This window comes from Amylibacter marinus (assembly GCF_030160015.1).
In the GTDB taxonomy this organism is placed as follows: domain Bacteria; phylum Pseudomonadota; class Alphaproteobacteria; order Rhodobacterales; family Rhodobacteraceae; genus Amylibacter; species Amylibacter marinus.
This window is the reverse complement of sequence record NZ_BSNN01000004.1, coordinates 57136-78242: the sequence shown is the minus strand read 5'-3', so window position 1 is coordinate 78242 and position 21107 is coordinate 57136. Positions and strand designations below refer to the sequence as shown.

19 protein-coding genes are annotated in these 21107 nt (G+C 53.4%); 14 read left to right on the top strand and 5 right to left on the bottom strand.

Going from position 1 to position 21107, the window contains the following annotated elements:
- Positions 1-2: 2 nt before the first annotated feature.
- A complete protein-coding gene (locus QQL62_RS07575) occupies positions 3-356 on the bottom strand; it encodes a cupin domain-containing protein (RefSeq protein WP_284377381.1) in 354 nt (117 codons plus the stop codon).
- A 105-nt stretch (positions 357-461) separates the two neighbouring features.
- On the opposite strand from QQL62_RS07575, the gene QQL62_RS07570 reads away from it, so the two are divergent.
- The 4 genes from QQL62_RS07570 (at position 462) to QQL62_RS07555 (ending at position 5818) form a co-directional block, all read left to right on the top strand.
- Entirely contained in the window at positions 462-1109 is a 648-nt protein-coding gene (locus tag QQL62_RS07570; protein ID WP_284377379.1) for a DUF1523 family protein, read from the top strand.
- 67 nt (positions 1110-1176) lie between these two features.
- Positions 1177-3018 carry a dihydroxy-acid dehydratase gene (ilvD, locus tag QQL62_RS07565; protein ID WP_284377377.1) on the top strand — a complete coding sequence of 614 codons (1842 nt, stop codon included), beginning with the start codon at positions 1177-1179 and terminating at the stop codon, positions 3016-3018.
- Between the two features lie 297 nt (positions 3019-3315).
- On the top strand, positions 3316-4329 hold the full coding sequence (locus QQL62_RS07560; RefSeq protein WP_284377375.1) for a TAXI family TRAP transporter solute-binding subunit: 1014 nt from the start codon (positions 3316-3318) through the stop codon (positions 4327-4329).
- A gap of 142 nt (positions 4330-4471) precedes the next feature.
- Positions 4472-5818, top strand: coding sequence for an 8-oxoguanine deaminase (locus tag QQL62_RS07555; RefSeq protein ID WP_284377372.1), 1347 nt, complete (start codon positions 4472-4474; stop codon positions 5816-5818).
- Here QQL62_RS07555 and QQL62_RS07550 read toward each other — a convergent pair.
- The 3 genes from QQL62_RS07550 to uraH all read right to left on the bottom strand — a co-directional run bounded on the left by QQL62_RS07550 (position 5807) and on the right by uraH (position 8390).
- Positions 5807-6742: an AEC family transporter gene (locus QQL62_RS07550; protein ID WP_284377371.1), complete on the bottom strand. Its 936-nt coding sequence runs from the start codon at positions 6740-6742 to the stop codon at positions 5807-5809. The genes QQL62_RS07555 and QQL62_RS07550 overlap by 12 nt on opposite strands.
- A 69-nt stretch (positions 6743-6811) precedes the next feature.
- Positions 6812-8032, bottom strand: a complete 1221-nt coding sequence (locus QQL62_RS07545; RefSeq protein WP_284377369.1) for a urate hydroxylase PuuD — start codon at positions 8030-8032, stop codon at positions 6812-6814.
- 1 nt (position 8033) lies between these two features.
- On the bottom strand, positions 8034-8390 hold the full coding sequence (gene uraH / locus QQL62_RS07540) for a hydroxyisourate hydrolase (protein WP_284377367.1): 357 nt from the start codon (positions 8388-8390) through the stop codon (positions 8034-8036).
- A gap of 125 nt (positions 8391-8515) precedes the next feature.
- Between uraH and puuE the strand changes: the two genes are divergently transcribed.
- The 10 genes from puuE (at position 8516) to QQL62_RS07490 (ending at position 20532) form a co-directional block, all read left to right on the top strand.
- Entirely contained in the window at positions 8516-9931 is a 1416-nt protein-coding gene (gene puuE, locus QQL62_RS07535; RefSeq protein WP_284377365.1) for an allantoinase PuuE, read from the top strand.
- Positions 9928-10749: a bifunctional allantoicase/(S)-ureidoglycine aminohydrolase gene (locus QQL62_RS07530; RefSeq protein ID WP_284377363.1), complete on the top strand. Its 822-nt coding sequence runs from the start codon at positions 9928-9930 to the stop codon at positions 10747-10749. Before puuE ends, QQL62_RS07530 begins: the two co-directional genes overlap by 4 nt.
- On the top strand, positions 10746-11246 hold the full coding sequence (locus tag QQL62_RS07525; protein ID WP_284377361.1) for an ureidoglycolate lyase: 501 nt from the start codon (positions 10746-10748) through the stop codon (positions 11244-11246). The genes QQL62_RS07530 and QQL62_RS07525 overlap by 4 nt, the downstream gene beginning before the upstream one ends.
- A 114-nt stretch (positions 11247-11360) precedes the next feature.
- The gene (gene xdhA, locus QQL62_RS07520) at positions 11361-12725 is read left to right on the top strand and encodes a xanthine dehydrogenase small subunit (RefSeq protein ID WP_284377359.1); all 1365 of its coding nucleotides are present in this window, start codon (positions 11361-11363) and stop codon (positions 12723-12725) included.
- Entirely contained in the window at positions 12722-14992 is a 2271-nt protein-coding gene (gene xdhB / locus QQL62_RS07515; RefSeq protein ID WP_284377357.1) for a xanthine dehydrogenase molybdopterin binding subunit, read from the top strand. The genes xdhA and xdhB overlap by 4 nt, the downstream gene beginning before the upstream one ends.
- Entirely contained in the window at positions 14989-15918 is a 930-nt protein-coding gene (gene xdhC, locus QQL62_RS07510; protein ID WP_348520659.1) for a xanthine dehydrogenase accessory protein XdhC, read from the top strand. Before xdhB ends, xdhC begins: the two co-directional genes overlap by 4 nt.
- Entirely contained in the window at positions 15915-17411 is a 1497-nt protein-coding gene (locus tag QQL62_RS07505; RefSeq protein WP_284377356.1) for an ABC transporter ATP-binding protein, read from the top strand. Before xdhC ends, QQL62_RS07505 begins: the two co-directional genes overlap by 4 nt.
- On the top strand, positions 17408-18490 hold the full coding sequence (locus tag QQL62_RS07500; RefSeq protein WP_284377354.1) for an ABC transporter permease: 1083 nt from the start codon (positions 17408-17410) through the stop codon (positions 18488-18490). Before QQL62_RS07505 ends, QQL62_RS07500 begins: the two co-directional genes overlap by 4 nt.
- Entirely contained in the window at positions 18490-19413 is a 924-nt protein-coding gene (locus QQL62_RS07495) for an ABC transporter permease (RefSeq protein WP_284377352.1), read from the top strand. Before QQL62_RS07500 ends, QQL62_RS07495 begins: the two co-directional genes overlap by 1 nt.
- Before the next feature lie 45 nt (positions 19414-19458).
- Positions 19459-20532 carry a BMP family ABC transporter substrate-binding protein gene (locus QQL62_RS07490; protein ID WP_284377350.1) on the top strand — a complete coding sequence of 358 codons (1074 nt, stop codon included), beginning with the start codon at positions 19459-19461 and terminating at the stop codon, positions 20530-20532.
- 48 nt (positions 20533-20580) lie between these two features.
- On the opposite strand, the gene QQL62_RS07485 is transcribed toward QQL62_RS07490, so the two are convergent.
- On the bottom strand, positions 20581-20976 hold the full coding sequence (locus QQL62_RS07485; RefSeq protein ID WP_284377348.1) for a hypothetical protein: 396 nt from the start codon (positions 20974-20976) through the stop codon (positions 20581-20583).
- Positions 20977-21107: the final 131 nt, after the last annotated feature.

Sequence of the window (21107 nt, the reverse complement as noted above, 5' to 3'; positions counted from 1 at the left end):
CACTATTGTGATAGTATGTCATCGTCATCCAAATAGGTACCCATGCGGATTTCTAGATAGGATAGGGGTATTTTTCCAAGATTTTCAATGCGATGTTCTGTGCCAAAGGGGATTTCACTGTCGTGGCCTTCGAATATGGTGGTGCTTTGGGTATTGCTGTGGATTGCCGCGCAACCAGCCAAAACCACGATTCGTTTGGATACATGGACATGGCATTCGCTTGGCAGCTTGGCACCGACAGGCAAAGTGACCTGCAAAACGCGGTGGCGTTCGTTGCGTGTCAATTCTTGACGAGAAGTTAGCGCGAAATGTGGATCTTTGGATTTTGGTTGATCAAAAGCAGCGATAGTACCCATGTGGTGTCTCCTTGTTTAGAATAAAATTGTCAGCTTTTAGTTAATGAAAGTTGAATCTTTCGCCGATCGAACCGATATATATGCCAAGCAAAGAAAGTGATCGAAATGCGTATTGTAAAATGGATCTTTATTATCAGCATCTTTTCGGCGGTTGGGCTGTTGTTTCATTACACCCTGCCGCAGCGGGATGTGGTGCGCGTAACAGGTACAGAAGTCATTCGATCTGATTTCAATGGTTGGAATCGCCTGTTCTATGCACAACAAGACAGCGGAAATGCCGTGGCAACCACACGCGATGTGCGCCTGATTAACACCGTCTACCCCGATGGCAGTGTGATGGTATTTCGTAATGAAGATACGGGGTGGTTTAACTGGCCCCCCTATTTCAAGACCAACAGCTCTGACGTAAGTGCCCATGCCGAAAACCTGCAATCAACTGCAGAGGCCCCGAAATGGGTGTCGATCAAACATTATGGATGGCGGTTTTCGCCGTGGTCTATTTATCCAAATGCAACGCGCCTAGATGCAGTCGATGATCCGGATGCCACTTTTTTCCCGTTGTTTAATACGCTGTTCTTCATCTTCATTTCGCTGATCATGCTTGGGCTGTTCCGATTGGCTCAGCGGTTTAAACGCCGGCGCATCGATCCTGTTCTGGATGACATGGGTGAGACTTGGGATTCGGTAGAGGCGGGCGGCACACGCATTGGCAATGCAATTCGTGGGATGTTCAAGAAATTGGGCGGGCGCTAAAATATGCTGGTAAATCGGTACTGATTTTGGCAATACCGTTGGCGTAACATTTAGGCAGGTAACTCCAATGATCCCATATCGTTCCAGAACAACCACTCATGGCCGTAACATGGCAGGCGCACGCGGTCTTTGGCGCGCCACAGGTATGACCGACGAAGACTTTGGCAAACCGATTATCGCTGTGGTGAACTCTTTTACCCAATTTGTGCCTGGACACGTCCACCTAAAGGATCTGGGGCAATTGGTTGCGGGTGAAATCGAGGCCGCAGGCGGTGTTGCCAAAGAATTTAATACCATCGCGGTGGATGACGGTATCGCCATGGGCCACGACGGCATGTTGTATTCGCTACCGTCACGCGAAGTGATCGCAGACAGCGTAGAATACATGGTCAATGCACACTGTGCTGATGCGATGGTGTGTATTTCCAATTGCGATAAAATCACGCCGGGCATGTTGATGGCGGCGATGCGCCTAGACATCCCCGTGGTCTTTGTATCCGGTGGCCCGATGGAGGCCGGCAAGGTTGATATCGATGGTGATCTGCGCAAGGTCGATCTGGTAGATGCGATGATTGATGCGGCCAACCCAGATGTATCCGATGCCGAGGTTCAGGCGATCGAAGAAGCCGCCTGTCCAACATGCGGGTCGTGTTCTGGTATGTTTACGGCGAACTCTATGAATTGCTTGGCCGAGGCGCTGGGCCTTGCCTTGCCGGGGAACGGTTCCACATTGGCGACCCATTCAAAACGCGAGGCCCTATTTCGCGAGGCGGGCCGCCTGATCGTGAGCCTGACCAAGGATTACTATGAAAACGGCAACACGGCCGTGTCTGCACGGGGCATCGCCAGCAAGGCCGCGTTTGAAAACGCGATGACGCTGGATATCGCCATGGGTGGCTCTACGAATACCATCTTGCATCTCTTGGCCATTGCCAATGAGGCGGGTGTGGACTTTACCGTTGATGATATAGATCGGCTGTCACGCACTACACCGTGCCTGTGCAAGGTTGCGCCAGCAATTGCCAATGTCCACATGGAAGATGTGCACCGCGCGGGTGGTATTTTCGGCCTGCTTGGTGAAATGGATCGCGCAGGTCTCATGGATACATCCGTAGCTACAATCCACGAACCAACCATGGCGCAAGCGATTGCAAAATGGGATGTGAAAATATCGAATGACCCAGCCGCTCATGATCTATTCCTTGCCGCCCCCGGTGGTGTGCGCACCACACAGGCATTTAGCCAATCTCGCCTGTATAAAGAGCTGGACGTAGACCGTGAAAGCGGCGTGATCCGCAGCAAAGAAAATGCATTTTCTCAGGACGGCGGATTGGCTGTGCTGTTTGGCAACATCGCCCAAGAGGGTTGTGTGGTGAAAACCGCAGGCGTTGATGACAGCATCCTGAAATTCTCGGGGCCAGCGATTGTCTGCGAAAGCCAAGACGAGGCGGTAAATCGCATTCTTGGCAAAGAGGTTAAGGCGGGGGATGTGGTGATCATCCGCTACGAAGGCCCCAGAGGCGGCCCCGGAATGCAGGAAATGCTGTACCCGACATCCTATCTAAAATCCATGCGCTTGGGTAAGGCCTGTGCATTGATTACTGATGGGCGCTTTTCTGGCGGCACATCTGGATTGTCGATCGGACACGTCTCTCCCGAGGCCGCCGAGGGTGGCAACATTGGCCTGATCAAAGAAGGCGATATCATCGAAATCGACATACCTAATCGTAAAATCGATGTGGCCCTATCAGACGAACAGCTGGCAGAGCGCCGCGCAGAAATGGAAGCCAAGGGCGATGCCGCTTGGGCCCCAGAAAAGCCGCGCAAACGCAATGTTAGCCGCGCATTGCGCGTTTATGCAGCCCATGTGGGCAACGCTAGCCAAGGCGCCGTGCGCTTAGAACCATAGCAATTCTCGGGGATGGTGCGTAGCCATCCCCAAGACCTGATCCGGGGCCGCCCCAGATGCGCCAATCTCCCACTGCCGGTGATCACCCCTAATTTTCAAAGAACATCGCGCCGAATTGCAGCCCTTGGGCCACATTCGTGGCTTTTAGGCGCCTTGGCTAAGATGTTAATATTGACGCACATGCATGCACATGCTGTTCTGCGGGCGAAAACATCGGGAATGACTGGCACGCTCGGCCAATTCCGGAGGAGAGCGGGCAAACCGCTCTGCCTTAAAACACACGCTTGGGGGAACCTTATGAGAAAAATTTCAACAGCCTTGATGATCGGCGCAGTTGCCTCCGGCATCGCAACCGCAGGATTTGCACAAGAGCAGGTGAAAATGGCGACGATTACACCTGGCTCTTCGGCCTATTTGGTGATGACCAGCATGGCCTCTAGTGCAAATATTAATCAAAATAAATTCGAGGTTTTAGTGGATGCCACCGGATCGCCAACCAAAGATATGGTTGATGCCGCGCTGGGGCGTTTGGATATGATCCTGACCACGCCACTGAACATGGAGCACATGAAAAACGGCACTGCCATGTATCAAGATTTGGACAGCGCGCCCGCATTATCGCAAAATCTTGGTTTGGTTTACTGGTTCCCAGCGGGGGCCATTCACACCGTGGTACACGCTGATACCGGCATGGCACGTCTGGATGATATTCGCGGGCAAAAGGTTTTTATGGGGCCGTTGGGCAGCGAGGCATTTAATGCCTCTCGGGCATGGATTTTTGCGGCAACCGGCTTGGATGCTGGTAGCGATTACGAGGTCGTCGACAGCACATGGGGCGCCGCCCTGCAAGGGTTTCAAAACCGTGAATTCGAAGTGCACATTAGCGCTGGTATCCCCCCCTTTGCACAGGTGGAAAAGCTCGCCGAAACGGCAAATGTGCGCATTTTGGGCCTAACCCGCGCTGAGGCCTCTGTCGAAAGTGACCCTCTCAATCGCGCCTTTGGCGAAATCGGGCGCACGCGTGATGTGATCCCTGCCGCTGCATATGGTGATAAGGTGATCAATTCTGAAGATGTCTATGCTATGGGCACCACAGTGGGCGTGGTTGCCCGCATGGACCTGTCTGAAGAGGCGGTTTACGAGATCACCAAGGCATTCTGGGATAACCTGCCAAAGCTAACAGAGGATGCGCCCTACCTAGGGTCACTCACACCTGATGCAGCCTTTGCGGCAGAAAACGTCGCACTACACCCCGGTGCTGCGAGATTTTACAAAGAGGCGGGCTGGAAAATTCCACGCGCTCTGCGCTAGGTGATTGGGCCGCGGATGCGGCCCTTGGCACATCTGGGGTAAGCGTATGGTTGACGCAGAACTGTTGAAAAAATATGCTGATCGGGCTGCATAAAATAGTGCCCCTTAGGCATGTGCATTCATCCAACCAATAGGTGCCTTAATGCCCCAACCGACAACGATTATACAAAACGCCGATGTCATCGTGACAATGGATGCGCAACGCCAAGAATTGAAAGGCGCAGATATCGCTATCACAGGCGGGGTCATCTCTGCCCTTGGACATAACTTACCCACCCAAGGCGCCGAGGTGATCAATGCCAAGGGCTGTGTTGTGACGCCGGGGTTAGTGAACACTCATCACCATCTGTTCCAATCCTTGGTGCGCGGTGTTCCTGCGGGGCAGGATGCATTGTTGTTTGGCTGGCTTAAAACGCTCTATCCAATTTTCCAACGGATGGAGGGCGCGGATATGTTCATATCTGCCCAATTGGGGCTCGGAGAGCTGGCGCTTTCTGGATGCAGTTTGAGTTCTGATCACCAGTATATTTTTCCAAATGATGTGCGCCTAGAACATGCGATCGAGGGGGCTAAATCTATAGGTGTACGGTTTCATGCCACGCGCGGTGCCATGTCGGTGGGCGAAAGCAATGGCGGACTGCCGCCTGATGCCTTGGTCGAACAAGAGCCTGCAATTGTGGCGGATTTCCTGCGGGTAATAGATGAACTGCACGACCCGAATGTGGGGGCGATGGTACAGGTGGCGCTGGCACCCTGTTCGCCCTTTACGGTTTCCGAAGGTTTGATGCGCGATGCGGCGGATATGGCGGCCGATAAGGGGGTGATGTTGCATACCCACTTGGCTGAAAATGACGAAGATATTGCATATTCGCTAGAAAACTTCGGCTGTTTGCCGGGTGAATACGCAGAGCGCCTAGGATGGACGGGTGATCATGTTTGGCATGCCCATTGCGTGAAGCTAAACCCCGATGAAATTGACCTTTTCTCTCGTAGTAAAACCGGTGTCGCCCATTGTCCTTGCTCGAATTGTCGTCTGGGTTCCGGAATCGCACCGGTACGTGAAATGCGCGATGCAGGGGTAAAGGTTGGCTTGGGGGTCGATGGGTCTGCTAGCTCTGATGCGGGGCACTTGCTGTCCGAAGCGCGACAGGCAATGCTATTACAGCGGGTGAAAAATGGCGCCGATGCTATGGCCGCACGCGAAGCTCTGGAAATAGCAACGCTGGGTGGGGCAGCCGTGCTGAACCGGCATGATCTGGGGTCATTACAGCCCAACAAACGTGCGGACATCGCAATCTGGGATGTTTCTGGAATGGCGGCGGCGGGGGCATGGGATCCGGTGGCGGCCTTGGTTCTAAATGGCCCGTTTAATGTTCGCGATTTATTGGTAGAAGGGCGCCCGGTGGTTTCCGAGGGGCAACTGGTCAATCAAGAAGAGGCGGTGATTGTCGAAAACGTTCAGAAGCGCGTGGCACGCCTAATGTCCTAGCACGTATTGTGCCAGCGCCACCGTGATCGGCAGGGTCACAAAGGCCAGACCGGTATGAATGGCCACTATACTAGCACTAAGGGGGGCATCCCCGCCCAGCTGGCGCGCCAGAGTATAAGATGATGATGCGCTGGGGGCGGCGGCAAATATAACCGCGATTATGGTTTGCATATCACTCAGCCCCACGCCTCGGGCAATACCAAAGGCCAAAAGTGGGAAGAGTATAAACTTTCCGATGCCCGCGGTAACAACCGCAGAAACCTTTATCGGCCCCTCGAAACCACGCAGGCTGGCACTCACCACCAATAGCACCAATGGCAATGTGGCCCCCCCCAGCAATCGGGTCATCTCGTGCACAACAGGGATCTGTTGCCCGATCACCAAATTGCAAGATACCCCAAGAAAGATCGATACAAGCAGGGGATTGCGCGCCAAATCCGCAAGAATCGCCGTGATCAGCCCTCCTGTGCGGCGCTTAGGTGTTAGGGTTATTATCAGCGGCACGACCGTTAGGTTGGTAACAGGGATTAACATGGCCGAACCTAGGGCCGCAATGGCCAAACCCTCGGTGCCAAATAGGCTCTCTGCTACCGCAAGTGCAAGGAACGTATTATGGCGCGCACTGCCTTGTAAAACCGAGCTGATGCTGGCGCCATTTAGGCCAATCAAGCGCCCCGCAATTACACCAAAGACCGCCGCACAAAAGAACGCCCCCAGCAAGGCCATGCCCATGCCAACCACCAAATTCATATCAAAACTGGTGGTGGAGGTTTTGTAAAACAAAAGCGATGGCATCAGAACCCAATACACCAATTTGTCTGCTGTGCCCCAGAATGTACCGCTCTCAAAAATTCCGCGGCGCAAAACCAGCCCCAAGACCATTAGCCCAAAAATAGGCGCAATGAGCAATGCGATAGAAAACATTTCAGATCCTTTGAGGGTGGGGCTGTGTTTTGTATCTGCCCAAAGTGATGGGCTGTCAATCCGCCAGATCTAGAAATACCCGACACTGCGAAACCAATTCGCAATGACTAGCCTCTCGGCTGGTTCCATAAAACTAAGGTTGGCGGGGGGCATCGCGTGGCTGATGCCAGCCTGTAAATAAATTGCGCGGGCATGCCCAGCGATTTCGGTAGGGTTGTCCAGAACCACACCCTTGGGTGCCCATAAAACACCCTCGTAGACAGGTTCGGTGGCATGACACATGGAACAGCGCCCCAAAACGATATCATGTACTTGTTGAAACCCGGTGGCGCTCATGTACTTTTGTTGCGTTTTTGTCAGCTGGGTGGTTTCGCGTAATTGCGCGGGCAAAAGGGATAGCCAAATCAGGATGAAAAACAATATTCCCGCCGCGGCCCATGTCCAGTGGGGGTTTCCATTGCGGGCATGAAGGCTGTTGAAATAATGGCGGATGCAAACCCCGATTAGAAAAACAAGACTAGCGATGATCCAATTATATTCGCTGGCAAAGGCAAGTGGGTAGTGGTTTGACAGCATCAAAAACAGCACAGGTAAGGTAAGATAGTTGTTGTGGGTAGAGCGCTGTTTGGCAATTTTGCCATACTTTGGATCAGGTTTGCGCCCCGCTATCAAATCGGCCACCACAATTTTCTGATTGGGAATGATTACCATAAACACATTTGCCGCCATGATGGTTGCGGTAACTGCGCCCAAATGCAACAGCGCCGCCCGTCCAGAAAACACCTGTGTGAACCCCCAAGCAAGCGCCACCAAAGCCAGATATAGAAAAACCATCAAGCGGCGATTATCCGCCCCGAAGCCTGAATTGCAAATCCAGTTATAAACGAGCCAAACACCGGCCATCGATCCAATTGAAATCAAAATCGCAAGCGGTGTCGAGATATCGGCCACACGCGGATCGATCAAATATAGATCAGCACCTGCGTAATACAGCAGGATCATCAGCGCGAAACCCGACATCCATGTGGCATAGCTTTCCCATTTGAACCATGTCAGATGTTCCGGCAGGGCATCAGGGGCCACAAGGTATTTTTGAATATGGTAAAAACCGCCGCCATGCACCTGCCATTCTTCGCCGTGGACACCATGGGGCAGGCCCTCGCGCTTACGCAGCCCAAGATCCAATGCGATGAAGTAAAAGGATGACCCGATCCATGCGATAGCCGTAATAACATGAACCCAACGCGCCGCCAGTTCCATCCACGCCATCACAACCGCTAGATCAAACACCTTAGCTGCCTCGATAGGTGCTGTAGCCGAAGGGCGATAACAATAGCGGCACGTGATAATGAGTAGGAGTTGGCATGCCAAACCGCACGGGCACCTGATCTAGAAACAGAGGTTCCGCCTGTAGCGTACCCAAGCTGCGCAGATAATCACCTGCATAGAACACCAGCTCATAGGTGCCTGGCCTAAATTTACTGGGTGGAAGCAGCGGCTCATCGGTCCGCCCGTCATCATTGGTGACCATTTCTTCGATTTTACGGTGACTGTTTCCCGAAACACGAAAAAGCTGAATTTTAACACCCGCCGCAGGTTGCCCGGTGGATGTATTTAAAACATGGGTTGTTAGATAGCCTTGGCTCATATTTTTCCTCTTCTGCGTTATTTACAATGCACCCGCGCGTCCCAAAAAGAAAGCCCAAGCAGAATTTTTCTTTACGGGCGGGTTCAAAAATCTAATAATTAAGCGAAGTTAAGGTAAGGTTGTAGATGACACGATACCCCAGAGATATGCGCGGATACGGCGATGACCCCCCTGTTGTGCATTGGCCGGGGGGGGCGAAAATCGCATTACAATTTGTGCTAAATTACGAGGAAGGCGGGGAAAACAACATCCTGCACGGTGATCAAGGATCCGAGGCCTTCTTGTCTGAAATTGTCGGGGCGCAATCATGGCGGGGTCAGCGCCATTGGAATATGGAAAGCATCTATGAGTATGGGGCGCGTTCAGGGTTTTGGCGTCTGCATCGGCTGTTTACTAAATTTGATATTCCAGTAACAGTTTTTGGCGTCGCCACCGCCCTTGCGCGTGCGCCCGAGCAGGTGGCGGCAATGCAGGCCGCAGATTGGGAAATTGCCAGCCATGGGCTAAAATGGATCGAATACAAAGATTTCACACCGCAGGCGGAAACCGATCATATCCGACAGGCCAAACGCCTTCATAGGCTAGTTACTGGCGCGCCGCCGCAGGGGTGGTATACGGGGCGGTGTTCTCAAAACACCCTTGATTTAATCACCGCTGATGGGAGTTTTGATTACATTTCCGACAGCTATGCCGATGATCTGCCTTATTGGCATCAAACCCGTAGCCAAAATCAATTGGTGGTTCCCTATACGCTGGATTGCAACGACATGCGCTTTGCCACGCCTCAGGGTTTCAACTCTGGGGATCAGTTCTTCACCTATCTCAAGGACAGCTTTGATGTTCTTTATGCCGAGGGGCAGGAGGGCGCGCCAAAAATGATGTCGGTGGGGTTGCATTGCCGCCTGATCGGGCGACCGGGGCGAATACAATCGCTGGTACGGTTTATAGAATATGTGAAATCAAAGGCGGATGTTTGGTGCGCCAAGCGCATTGATATCGCAGATCATTGGCGTAAAAACCATCCCGCCCCCTTAATTGGATATCGACCCAGCACTATGCCGATGGCGCTGTTTGTGCAAACCTTTGGAGGGATTTTCGAACATTCCCCGTGGGTTGCCACCCAGACATGGCAGGACGAATTAGGCCGCGCACAGGATAGCGTGGAGGGGTTGCATAGCGCGATGTGTAGGCAATTTCGCGCAGCATCTGAGGAGACCCGCCTAGATGTGCTGAAGGCACATCCAGATTTGGCGGGACGCTTGGCCGCGGCAAAATCGCTGACCGAGGACAGCACCAAGGAGCAAGCCAGTGCAGGGTTAGATATGCTAACAGAGGAAGAGCGGGCGGAATTCACCCACCTTAATCAGCAATATACAGGCCAGCATGGGTTCCCGTTCATTCTTGCGGTTAAGGGCCTGAACAAGGATCAGATCATGGCAAATTTTAAGGCGCGGATTTTGAATGCCAGAGAGACCGAGTTTGCGACCGCTTGTGCACAGGTAGAGCGCATTGCGCTATTGCGACTGCAGGAGATTCTGTGATGGGATACCATACACCAACGGGAGGGTTAGCACCGCAAACAACCCCGCTGCGCAGGCGGGCGCGTTTTAGCGAAAGCTATGCGTTTATTCCTGCGGAATGCTTTAGCGATATTGTCACAAGTTACCTACCACATTGGCACAAGTCGCGCGCATGGATTATGGCGCGCCCCATGAGCGGCTTTGCGGAGACATTTGCCCAATATATCGTCGAGGTTGCGCCAAATGGTGGCAGCCCCGCACCCGAACCAGATCCAAACGCACAGGCCGGGATATTTGTCACCCAAGGCACCCTAACGATTATATATTCAGGTCAGCGCCATCAGATCGGTGTGGGGGGCTATGTATATATTCCTCCTGAGGCGCAGTGGCAGGTGGAAAACACCACCACCATGCCGGTAACATTCCATTGGATTAGAAAACGCTACCTGCCCGTTTCTGGGATCGCCAAACCGGAATTTTTCACCACATCGGATGCACAGACACCCGCCCAAGACATGCCCGATTGTGCAGGCCTATGGGCGACCACGCGATTTGTCGATCCCGATGATATGCGCCACGATATGCATGTGAACATCGTGTCTTTTCAACAGGGGGGATGCATTCCATTCGAGGAAACCCATGTTATGGAACACGGGCTATACGTCTTGCAGGGGCGCGCGCGGTATTTGCTGAATCAGGACTGGATTGATGTGGAGCCGGGGGATTTTATGTGGTTGCGTGCCTTTTGCCCTCAGGCCTGTGTGGCAACTAGCACAGAGCCATTTAGGTATCTTTTGTACAAAGATGTAAACCGCCACCCAGCATTGGCGCTGGCATGATAACTATCGATATCGAGCCGCTGACGCAGGATGCATTTGCGCCCTTTGGCGATGTGCTTGCCATTGGATTGGGCGATGCAGTTCCGATTAATCAGGGCAGATGCACCCGTCATCATAACCTGTCGCAACCAGATATCTTGAATGGCTCTACTGGTATCAGCTTGTTTCAGTCCGAACTGCAAACACTTCCCTATGTGCTTACAATGATGGAACGCCACCCTCTTGGATCGCAGGCGTTTGTGCCGATGTGTGATGCGGGGTTCTTGGTGATAGTTGCACCAGATGAGGGGGGGCGTCCGGCGCTACCGCGCGCCTTCATGACGGCGGCCTTTCAGGGGGTGAGCTATCATCGAAATATATGGCACGGGGTTTTAACGCCGCTGTCAGGGTCGGGGATGTTTTGCGTGATCGATCGGATCAGCCAACAGGATACGGGCGGTGAAAACCTAGAGGAATTCACCTTTGGGACACCCTATCATGTCATTGGGAATGCCTAGTAGATTTGCACCGGCGTCGCATCTGTGGTTAGCTGGGGTTAAATCGCCCTAATTTGCTTTACGCCGCATCGGGTATTTTAGGGGTTAAATAACAGAAGGTGGCGGATATTATCCATGGAAATAGAGTTTCTTCTGAATGGGGAAACCACGCGGGTTGATGTTAGTGATCCTACCCAAACTCTGCTGGATTGGCTGCGCGAGGAGCGCCAGCTTACGGGCACCAAAGAGGGCTGTAACGAGGGGGATTGTGGCGCCTGTAGTGTGGTTTTGTCTCATGGTGATTCCCTAATGCCGGTTAACGCCTGTATTTTGTTCATGCCGCAATTGCAGGGTAAATCGATCCGCACTGTCGAGGGGCTGGCGAATGGCTCTGATATGCATCCAATACAATCGGCACTGGTTGAAAAACATGGCTCTCAATGTGGGTTTTGCACCCCCGGTATTGTGGCGTCGCTGGCCGCAGCGCTGGGTAATAAAGACCGCGACTATGATACGGCTCTTGCGGGAAATCTTTGCCGTTGCACAGGCTATGCCCCGATCATTAAGGCCGCTAAGGCTGCTGAGGGCCGTGCGCACCCTATGTGGATAGAGGCAGATCGCGGGGCAGAATATTCCCCGTTGCGCTCGGTGCAGGCACCCCATGATTTGAATGAATTCGCGGCTTGGTTTGTGGATAATCCAGATGCCACATTAATTGCCGGTGGCAGTGATGTGGGACTATGGGTGACCAAAGGTCTGCAAGAGTTAAACCGCCCGTGTTTCTTACATCAAATACCCGACCTAAAACGCATAGAGCGATCGCCGGAGGCGATTACATTTGGTGCGATGGTCACCATAGCACAGATGCGCGATAGCCTGCACAAAGACCTGCCACAGATGTCGGAATTTCTGCGCCGCTTTGCCTCGGCGCAATTGCGCAATGTGGCAACCATTGGGGGGAACATCGCCAATGGATCGCCGATTGGGGATTTGCCGCCCGCGCTCATTGCGCTGGGCGCGCGCCTGCGGCTGCAAAGGGGGCAACAGATCCGTGAAATTGCGGTCGAGGATTTTTTCATCTCTTATGGCTCTCAAGACATTCAGCCCGGGGAATTTTTGCACAGCATCATAGTGCCGACCACATCAGATACGCTAAAGTGCTACAAGTTATCAAAACGCTTCGATCAGGATATTTCGACAGTTTGCGGGTGTATTAATATCCAGACCACAGACGGCATGGTGACAGAGGCGCGACTGGCCTTTGGCGGGATGGCGGGGATACCACAGAGTGCGCATGGGGCAGAAGCTGTATTAATAGGTATGGCCTACGATCGCCGCGCAATAGACCGCGCAATGACAGCTTTGGCGGATGATTTCACCCCGTTATCTGACGCGCGCGGCTCTGCGGCGTATCGCATGCTGGCGGCACAAAATATGCTGCTACGGGCCTATCTTGCCGACAAGGCCCCCGCGCTAGATATTTTAGAGGTCACCCCATGAGCGCCCCAGAACATGATGCAGCCACCCTGCATGTAACGGGGCGCGCGCGCTATACCGATGACATTCCCATGCCCGCGGGGGCCTTGCATCTGGCATTTGGCCTATCGGATGTGGCCTGTGGCACGCTTATAAACATTGATCTCGCTCAGGTCCGCGCGGCTCGGGGCGTGGTGGCGGTGCTCTGCGCCAAAAATTTGAAGCACAGCAATGATGTTTCCCCTTCGGCGCACGACGAGCCGCTGTTAGCAATTGATCGTGTGCACTATATCGGTCAGCCGATGTTCTTGGTCATCGCCGACACCCATACCAACGCGCGCCGCGCCGCGCGCCTAGCAAAGGTTGAAATCGATGCGCACCCCCCGATCTTGAGCATTGATCAGGCCTTGGCGGCACATTCACAGTTCGAAGACCCGATCATATTCAACAAGGGGAATGCAAAGCAGGCGCTCAAAACAGCCCCAAGGCGGCTGACTGGTGTGATTGATATGGGGGGCCAAGAACATTTCTATCTTGAAGGGCAGGCCGCCGCCGCATTGCCCCAAGACAATGGTGATGTTCTGATCCATTCCTCTACTCAGCACCCAAGCGAGGTTCAGCACAAAGTGGCCGAAACCCTTGGGTTGCCCTTTAATGCGGTGCGGGTGGAAACGCGACGCATGGGGGGGGGATTTGGTGGTAAGGAAAGCCAAGCGAATGCTTTGGCCTGTGCCTGTGCGGTTGCGGCCATCCACACAGGGCGCGCCTGTAAAATGCGCTATGATCGCGACGATGATATGATGATCACGGGAAAGCGTCATGACTTTCGTATCAAATACACGGTTGGCTTTGATCCAGATGGGCGCATCTTGGGCTTGGAAATGATCCACTATTGCCGCGCTGGTTGGGCACAGGATCTATCCCTGCCGGTAGCAGATCGTGCGATGCTGCATTCGGATAATGCCTATAACCTGCCAGATGTGCGGATCACCTCGCACCGTTTGAAAACCAATACCCAAAGCGCCACGGCCTTTCGCGGGTTTGGCGGCCCGCAGGGCGTGCTGGCAATCGAGCGGGTTATAGATGAAATCGCCCATGATTTAAGCCTTGACCCTCTGAATGTACGGCGCAAAAATTTTTACAAAAATGGGGATGTCACGCCCTATCATATGACCATTGAGGATAGCGTCATTGCGCCCCTGGTCGAACAGTTGCGCATCAGCGCGGACTATGACACGCGCTATGCGGAAATCTGTGCCGAACACCGCGATAACCCCAATGCTATTTTGCGTCGCGGTATCGCCCTAACGCCCGTGAAGTTTGGCATCAGCTTTACTCTTACGCATCTGAATCAAGCGGGGGCATTGGTGCATATCTATTCCGATGGCTCTGTGCACCTAAATCATGGCGGCACGGAAATGGGGCAGGGGCTGTTTACCAAGGTGGCCTCGATTGCCGCGCGCACTTTGGGGGTGGCGTATTCGCGCATTAAGATTACCGCAACCGATACGGCCAAGGTACCCAATACATCGGCAACCGCGGCCTCCTCTGGGTCTGATTTAAACGGAATGGCGGTGCAAAATGCCTGCCTAACTTTGCGCAAGCGCCTAACTGAATTTGCGGCTCTGCATTTTAATGTGCCCCCCGAGGGCATAGAGTTTAGCAAGGATCATGTGCAGATCGGCGCGGATAGGATACCCTTTGCACAGCTGATCAGCCTTGCCTATCAGCACCGCATTTCGCTCTCGGCCACAGGGTTTTACGCCACACCTAAAATTCAGTGGGATCGTATGTCTGGGCAGGGGCGAGCGTTTTTCTATTTTGCCTATGGGGCGGCGGTCAGCGAGGTGGTGGTGGATACCCTTAGCGGCGAGAACCGTATTCTGCGCACGGATATTCTGCATGATGTGGGGCGTTCGCTTAATCCCGCACTGGATATCGGCCAGATCGAGGGCGGGTATGTGCAAGGCGCGGGGTGGCTAACGACAGAAGAGCTGGTCTGGGACGATACGGGCCGGCTACGCACCCATGCGCCTAGCACCTATAAAATCCCCGCCTGTTCGGATAGGCCCCGCATCTTCAATGTTGATCTGTTTGATAACGAAAATACAGAAGACACGATCTATCGGTCCAAGGCGGTGGGAGAGCCGCCGTTCATGTTGGGGATCTCGGCCTTTTTGGCACTTAGCCATGCGATCTCTATGCCCAATGGGCAATATGCCACCCTACAGGCACCGGCCACTGCGGAAAACCTGCTGATGCGCTATTGCGCTCTGCGGGGGCAAGGATGATGGGGTTTGACCGCGCCCAGCTGGAACGCCATGTGGGTCAGGGGCCTGTTGCGCGCATTGTGATTGCCGCGCACCAAGGCTCTGTACCACGGGGAACGGGGACCTCTATGCTCTTAACATCTGATGGGCCGTTTGGCACCATTGGCGGCGGGGCATTGGAACTTCAGGCGCTGGCGCTGGCCGAAAAGATACGTGGCGGCGATCAGGCGCAATGTATTACCGTCCCGCTTGGCCCTGCATTGGGTCAATGTTGCGGCGGGCGCGTTACCTTGGTGATCGAGCGCTACACCCGCGAGACGCTACCACAGGCAGGTCTGTTTTTTGCCCGCGGTATCCGCGCAAGTACGCAGTCTTTGGCAGTGGCGCGTAAGATTGCTGGCCTGCGCAATGGCCAAGGTATCAATGAAACGCTGCTGATAGACGGCTGGCTATTTGAACCAGTGGTTGCACCTTTGCAGCCCCTGTGGATTTACGGTGCAGGGCATGTGGGGCGCGCGATCGTGGATGTGATGCAGGGGCTGGATTTTGACATTACATGGGTCGATACCGCCCCAGATAGGTTCCCCGCGCATTGCCCTGTGCAAACGCTGGTTTCTGCAAATCCTGCCCATGTGGTGCGGTATGCCCCAAAGAATGCGTTTCACCTGATCCTAACCTATTCACACGCCTTTGATTTTGATCTGTGCCATCAGCTGTTACAGCATCCGCATGCATGGGCTGGGCTGATTGGATCAAAAACAAAATGGCGAAGATTCCAAAAACGATTGGCCGACCTTGGGCATCGGCCTGAAGAAATAGGCGCTATCTGTTGTCCTATTGGCGCCCCAAATTTAGGCAAGTCTCCGAAATCAATTGCTATTGGCGTAGCGGGTCAGCTACTGTCAATTAGGGCTGGAAACTGGGCTGGGGAGCGCAAAAAAATATGAGCTTGATCTCGCTGCAAAACCTGACGAAGACCTATCCTGGCGTTATTGCAAATGACGCGGTTAGCTTTGATATCGATCACGCAGAGATTCACGCGCTATTAGGTGAAAACGGCGCTGGAAAATCAACTTTGGTCAAAATGATCTATGGTTTGGTTAAACCCGACAGTGGCACCATCACCTTTCAGGATAAACCATTCGCCCCCAGGGAACCGCGCGCGGCGCGTAAGGCCGGGGTGGCCATGGTGTTTCAGCATTTTTCCCTGTTCGAGGCTCTAAGTGTTGCGGAGAATATCGCGCTGGGCATGGAGAAACCGCCCAAACCCGCAATTCTATCGGATCAAATTCGCGAGGTATCTGTCAAATACGGCCTGACCCTAGATCCGGAACGCTTGGTGGGGGATCTGTCTGTGGGTGAACGTCAGCGCGTCGAGATCATCCGCTGTTTGCTCCAAGAGCCTAAATTGTTTATTATGGACGAACCAACATCGGTGCTGACCCCCCAAGAGGTGCAAACCCTGTTCGAAACCCTGCGGCGCCTGCGCGACGAGGGCACCTCAATTCTTTATATTTCGCATAAACTCGAAGAAATAAAACAGCTGTGCCAGCGCGCCACCGTTTTACGTGGCGGCAAGGTGGTGGCGACCTGTACCCCCAGCGCAGAAACCGCAAAATCCATGGCGGAAATGATGGTGGGAACCAAGCTAACCACACCGCAAAAGATCAAGCCCGAGTTTGGCCAACCTTTATTACGGGTACAGAATCTTTCGGTAAAATCAGCCGACCCGTTTGGCACATCGCTGGTTGATATCAATTTCACCCTGCGCGCAGGCGAGATCATGGGCATTGCTGGCGTTGCAGGAAATGGTCAGGATGAATTGATGCTGGCCCTCTCTGGCGAGATCCGCACCCCGCCCGCATCCGTTCAGATAGAGGGTGGGTTTGTTGGTCAATTAGGCCCCGCAAAGCGCCGCCAAAGAGGTCTGTTGAGTGCTCCAGAAGAGCGCCTTGGCCACGCCGCCGCTCCTGATATGACCTTGACTGAAAATGTACTGTTATCCGCCTATCATCGCCAAAACTTAGGGCGGCGCGGGTTTATTGATTTTGCTCGTGCGCAAATATTCGCGCAGGGTGTGATCAAAAGATTTGATGTGCGAACCCCCTCGGCAGAAAACAGTGCGAAATCTCTATCAGGCGGAAACTTACAAAAATTCGTTGTGGGGCGCGAGGTGATGCAAAACCCCAGGGTTTTTGTGGTTAACCAGCCCACATGGGGCGTGGATGCCGCCGCCGCCGCCGCCATACGCCAATCGTTGTTAGAATTAGCCATGGCGGGCGCTGGGGTTTTGGTGATCAGCCAAGATTTGGACGAGTTGATGGAGGTGTCCCACAGCTTTGCGGTATTATCCGAGGGCCGCCTTAGCCCCCCGCGCGACGCCGAGGGTATCACGGTCGAAGAAATTGGTCTTTTGATGGGGGGCGCAGAAATCGCATGATAAAATTAATTCCGCGCAATCAGCCTTCGAAATCGATGATCGCGCTAACGCCGCTGATCGCGGTGCTTTTGACGATGTTGGTTGGGGGGGCGTTGTTTGTGGCGCTGGGCAAGGATCCCTTCGCCGCGATCCGTATGATTTTCTGGGATCCGCTGTTTGGCGAGCACGCCTTTTATTATCGCGGTCAAATTTTAATAAAAGCGGCGCCGCTGATTATCATTGCATTGGGGCTGTCATTTGGATTTCGGGCCGGTATTTGGAATATCGGCGCCGAGGGCCAATTTATCATGGGGGCCATTTGTGGTGGTGCCGTGGGGTTGGCGGCCTATCCATCTGACAGCTGGCTTTTATATCCTGCGATGGTGCTTGCAGGGGCTTTGGGGGGGATGCTGTGGGGGCTGATCCCTGCATTTTTGAAAATACGGTTTAATGCGAATGAGATTTTGGTGTCTTTGATGCTGGTCTATGTGGCTGTTAACTTTCTGTCGGGGATGGTTACGGGGCCTTTGCGCAATCCCGATGGGTTTAACTTTCCTGAGAGCCGCGCATTCCAAAGCTTCTCTGCCGCGCATAACCCCGAGATTTGGGCCGGTACTGGCATTCATATTGGTGTTTTGGTGATGCTGGGGTTGGTGGTGGGTTGCTATGTTATGCTGACGCGCCACATATTTGGATTTAATATTCGCCTTGCGGGCCAAGCACCGCGTGCCGCGCGTTTTGCGGGGATTAGCCCCAATCGGATGATAATGATCTGCCTTGGGCTATCTGGCGCATTGGCCGGTATGGCTGGGCTGTTCGAGGTGACGGGGCCAGCAGGCAAGCTGTCTACCACCTTCCCTCTGGGGTATGGGTTTACGGCGATCATCGTTGCCTTTTTGGGGCGATTACATCCCGTCGGTATTTTTTTGGCGGGGCTGTTGCTGGCGGTGACATATGTGGGCGGTGATATCATCCAATCGCAACTTAGCCTGCCCAAGGCCTCTATTCAGGTGTTCCAAGGCATGCTGTTGTTTTTCTTATTGGCGGTGGATGTCTTGGTGATGTATCGCATACAGCTACTTCAGCGGAGGGTTCGTTAATGGATATTTCAGCAGTTGCGCTAATCGCCAGCTTGATCGTGGCGGCCACGCCGATCCTATTAGCGGCCATTGGTGAACTGGTGGTTGAGAAGGCTGGTGTGCTGAACCTCGGTGTCGAGGGTATGATGATCATTGGCGCTGTGGTTGGATTTATTGCCGCTGTGAATACACAAAGCGCATTTGTCGGATTTGTCGCGGGCGCCTTGGCGGGTGGCGCGCTGTCGTTTCTGTTTGCTATTCTAACGCAATATCTTTTGTCCAATCAGGTGGCCTCTGGGCTGGCGCTTACGCTGTTTGGGCTGGGGTTAGCGGCGCTGTTGGGGCATGGCTATACGGGGATAAAACCCCCTGCATCACCAAAGATGGAATTCTTTGGACTGTCAGAGCTTCCTGTTCTTGGGCCCACGGTTTTCCATCATGATCTGATGGTTTATTTTTCAATTACACTGGTGGCGGGTGTTTGGGCGTTTCTGAAATTTACGCGCGCGGGGCTGGTTCTACGTGCTGTGGGTGAAAACCACGATGCCGCCCATGCGCTGGGTTACAAGGTGGTGCGTATTCGTGTCGCGGCTATTCTGTTTGGCGGGGCCTGTGCGGGGCTGGGTGGGGCCTACCTGTCGCTGATCCGCGTACCCCAATGGACCGAGGGCATGACTGCGGGGGCTGGTTGGATTGCCTTGGCGATTGTGGTGTTCGCCAGCTGGAAGCCATGGCGGATTATTTTGGGTGCCTATTTATTTGGCGGAGTGACTATTTTACAGCTGAATCTCCAAGCGATTGGTGTAGATATTCCCGTTTCCTACCTTTCTATGGCGCCCTACCTTGTGACGATTGTTGTTCTGGTTATTATGTCTGCAGATAGGGCGCGGGCCTCGCTTAATGCACCTGCCTCGCTTGGTCGGATTTTTCATGCCTCTAACTAGGGGTGAATTCAAACGGGGCATAGAACCCCAAATTGGGAGACTAAAATGAAGCTGCTAAATACTTTGTTGGCTGGTGCTGCGCTGGCCATTGGCTTGGGTGGAATGGCCCATGCCGAAGATAAAACCAAGGTTGGTTTTGTATATGTAGGCCCTGTTGGGGATTTTGGTTGGTCATACGAACATGACCAAGGCCGCCAGGCGGTAGAGAAGGCCTTTGGCGATAAGGTCGAAACCGTATTTGTAGAATCCGTACCCGAGGGTGCCGATAGTGAGCGCGTGATGACCCAGATGGCGCTGGACGGGGCGGATCTGATTTTTACTACATCCTTTGGGTATATGGACCCAACGATCAATGTGGCGGCCAAATTCCCGAATGTGAAATTTGAACATGCCACCGGTTATAAACGTGCCGAGAATGTTTCCACATATTCTGCACGTTTCTACGAGGGCCGCACAGTTATCGGCCATATCGCGGGCCATATGACAGAAACAAATACAATCGGCTATATCGCGTCTTTCCCAATTCCAGAGGTTATCCGTGGGATTAATTCGGCCTATCTGGCGGCGAAAAAGGTAAATCCCGATGTGAAAATGAAAATCGTATGGGTTTATACATGGTTTGATCCAGGCAAAGAGGCGGATGCCGCATCCGCACTGATTGATCAAGGCGCTGATATCATTATGCAACACACAGATTCCCCTGCGGCCATGACCATCGCCGAAGAAAAAGGAATTTATGCATTTGGCCAAGCTTCTGATATGAAACAGTTCGGGCCGAATGCCCGTCTATCCTCTATTATCGATGACTGGGCGCCCTACTACATTGCCCGCACAAAGGCGGTTATGGACGGCACATGGGTCAGCACCGACACTTGGGATGGCATCAAGCCTGGAATGGTAGAAATCGGTGAATTCTCTGACAAGATTCCAGCCGATGTTCAGGCATCAGCTACAGCGATCAAAGAGGCCCTGGAGGCCGGAACAATGCACAGTTTTACTGGCCCATTGAACAAGCAAGATGGCACTGCGTGGTTGGCCGAGGGTGAAACCGCCGATGACGGCACGCTTGCGGGGATGAACTTCTACGTAGAGGGTGTCGAGGGCGAAATTCCGAACTAAGCTTCGCACCAAATTGATTTTAGGCCCGTGCAGACGCGCGGGCCTTTTTTATGAGGCGCGCAGCGAGCGCAGGAACAATCCGATACCGCCCACCAACAACACAATGATCATCAATAAATCAAAGGCGCTCATCCGTGCAAAGCGGAAATCAATACTGGCAATCACCCCAAACACCAGCATGATCAAAGAGGCCCCGGCCAAGCCCCAGCCCAGCCAATTCTTGGAATTGAAAAAAATCATTCCGACCCCGAAAATAAAGGGGATCAAGACCATCCCAGAGGTGATCTCGAAGGTGCCAAGGCTATAGAGTCCACGCCCCAATCCGAAATGTGTGGTCACCGTAATGGCGCGCAAGAAAAGATAGCCCCCCGCGATCATCATCGTTAACCCGATGAAAAAACCACCAACACCGCCATCACTGCCGCCTGCACCTTTAATATTCATGTTTTGCCCTTTACAAAATACGCCCGCGCGCTGGTTCTTTCGATTTAGCTACAGATAGCACCGCCTAAATTAAAAGGCAAAGCAACTTCCGCGGGCGATGCGATGCTGGGGGCTTGAATGTTTGCACGATA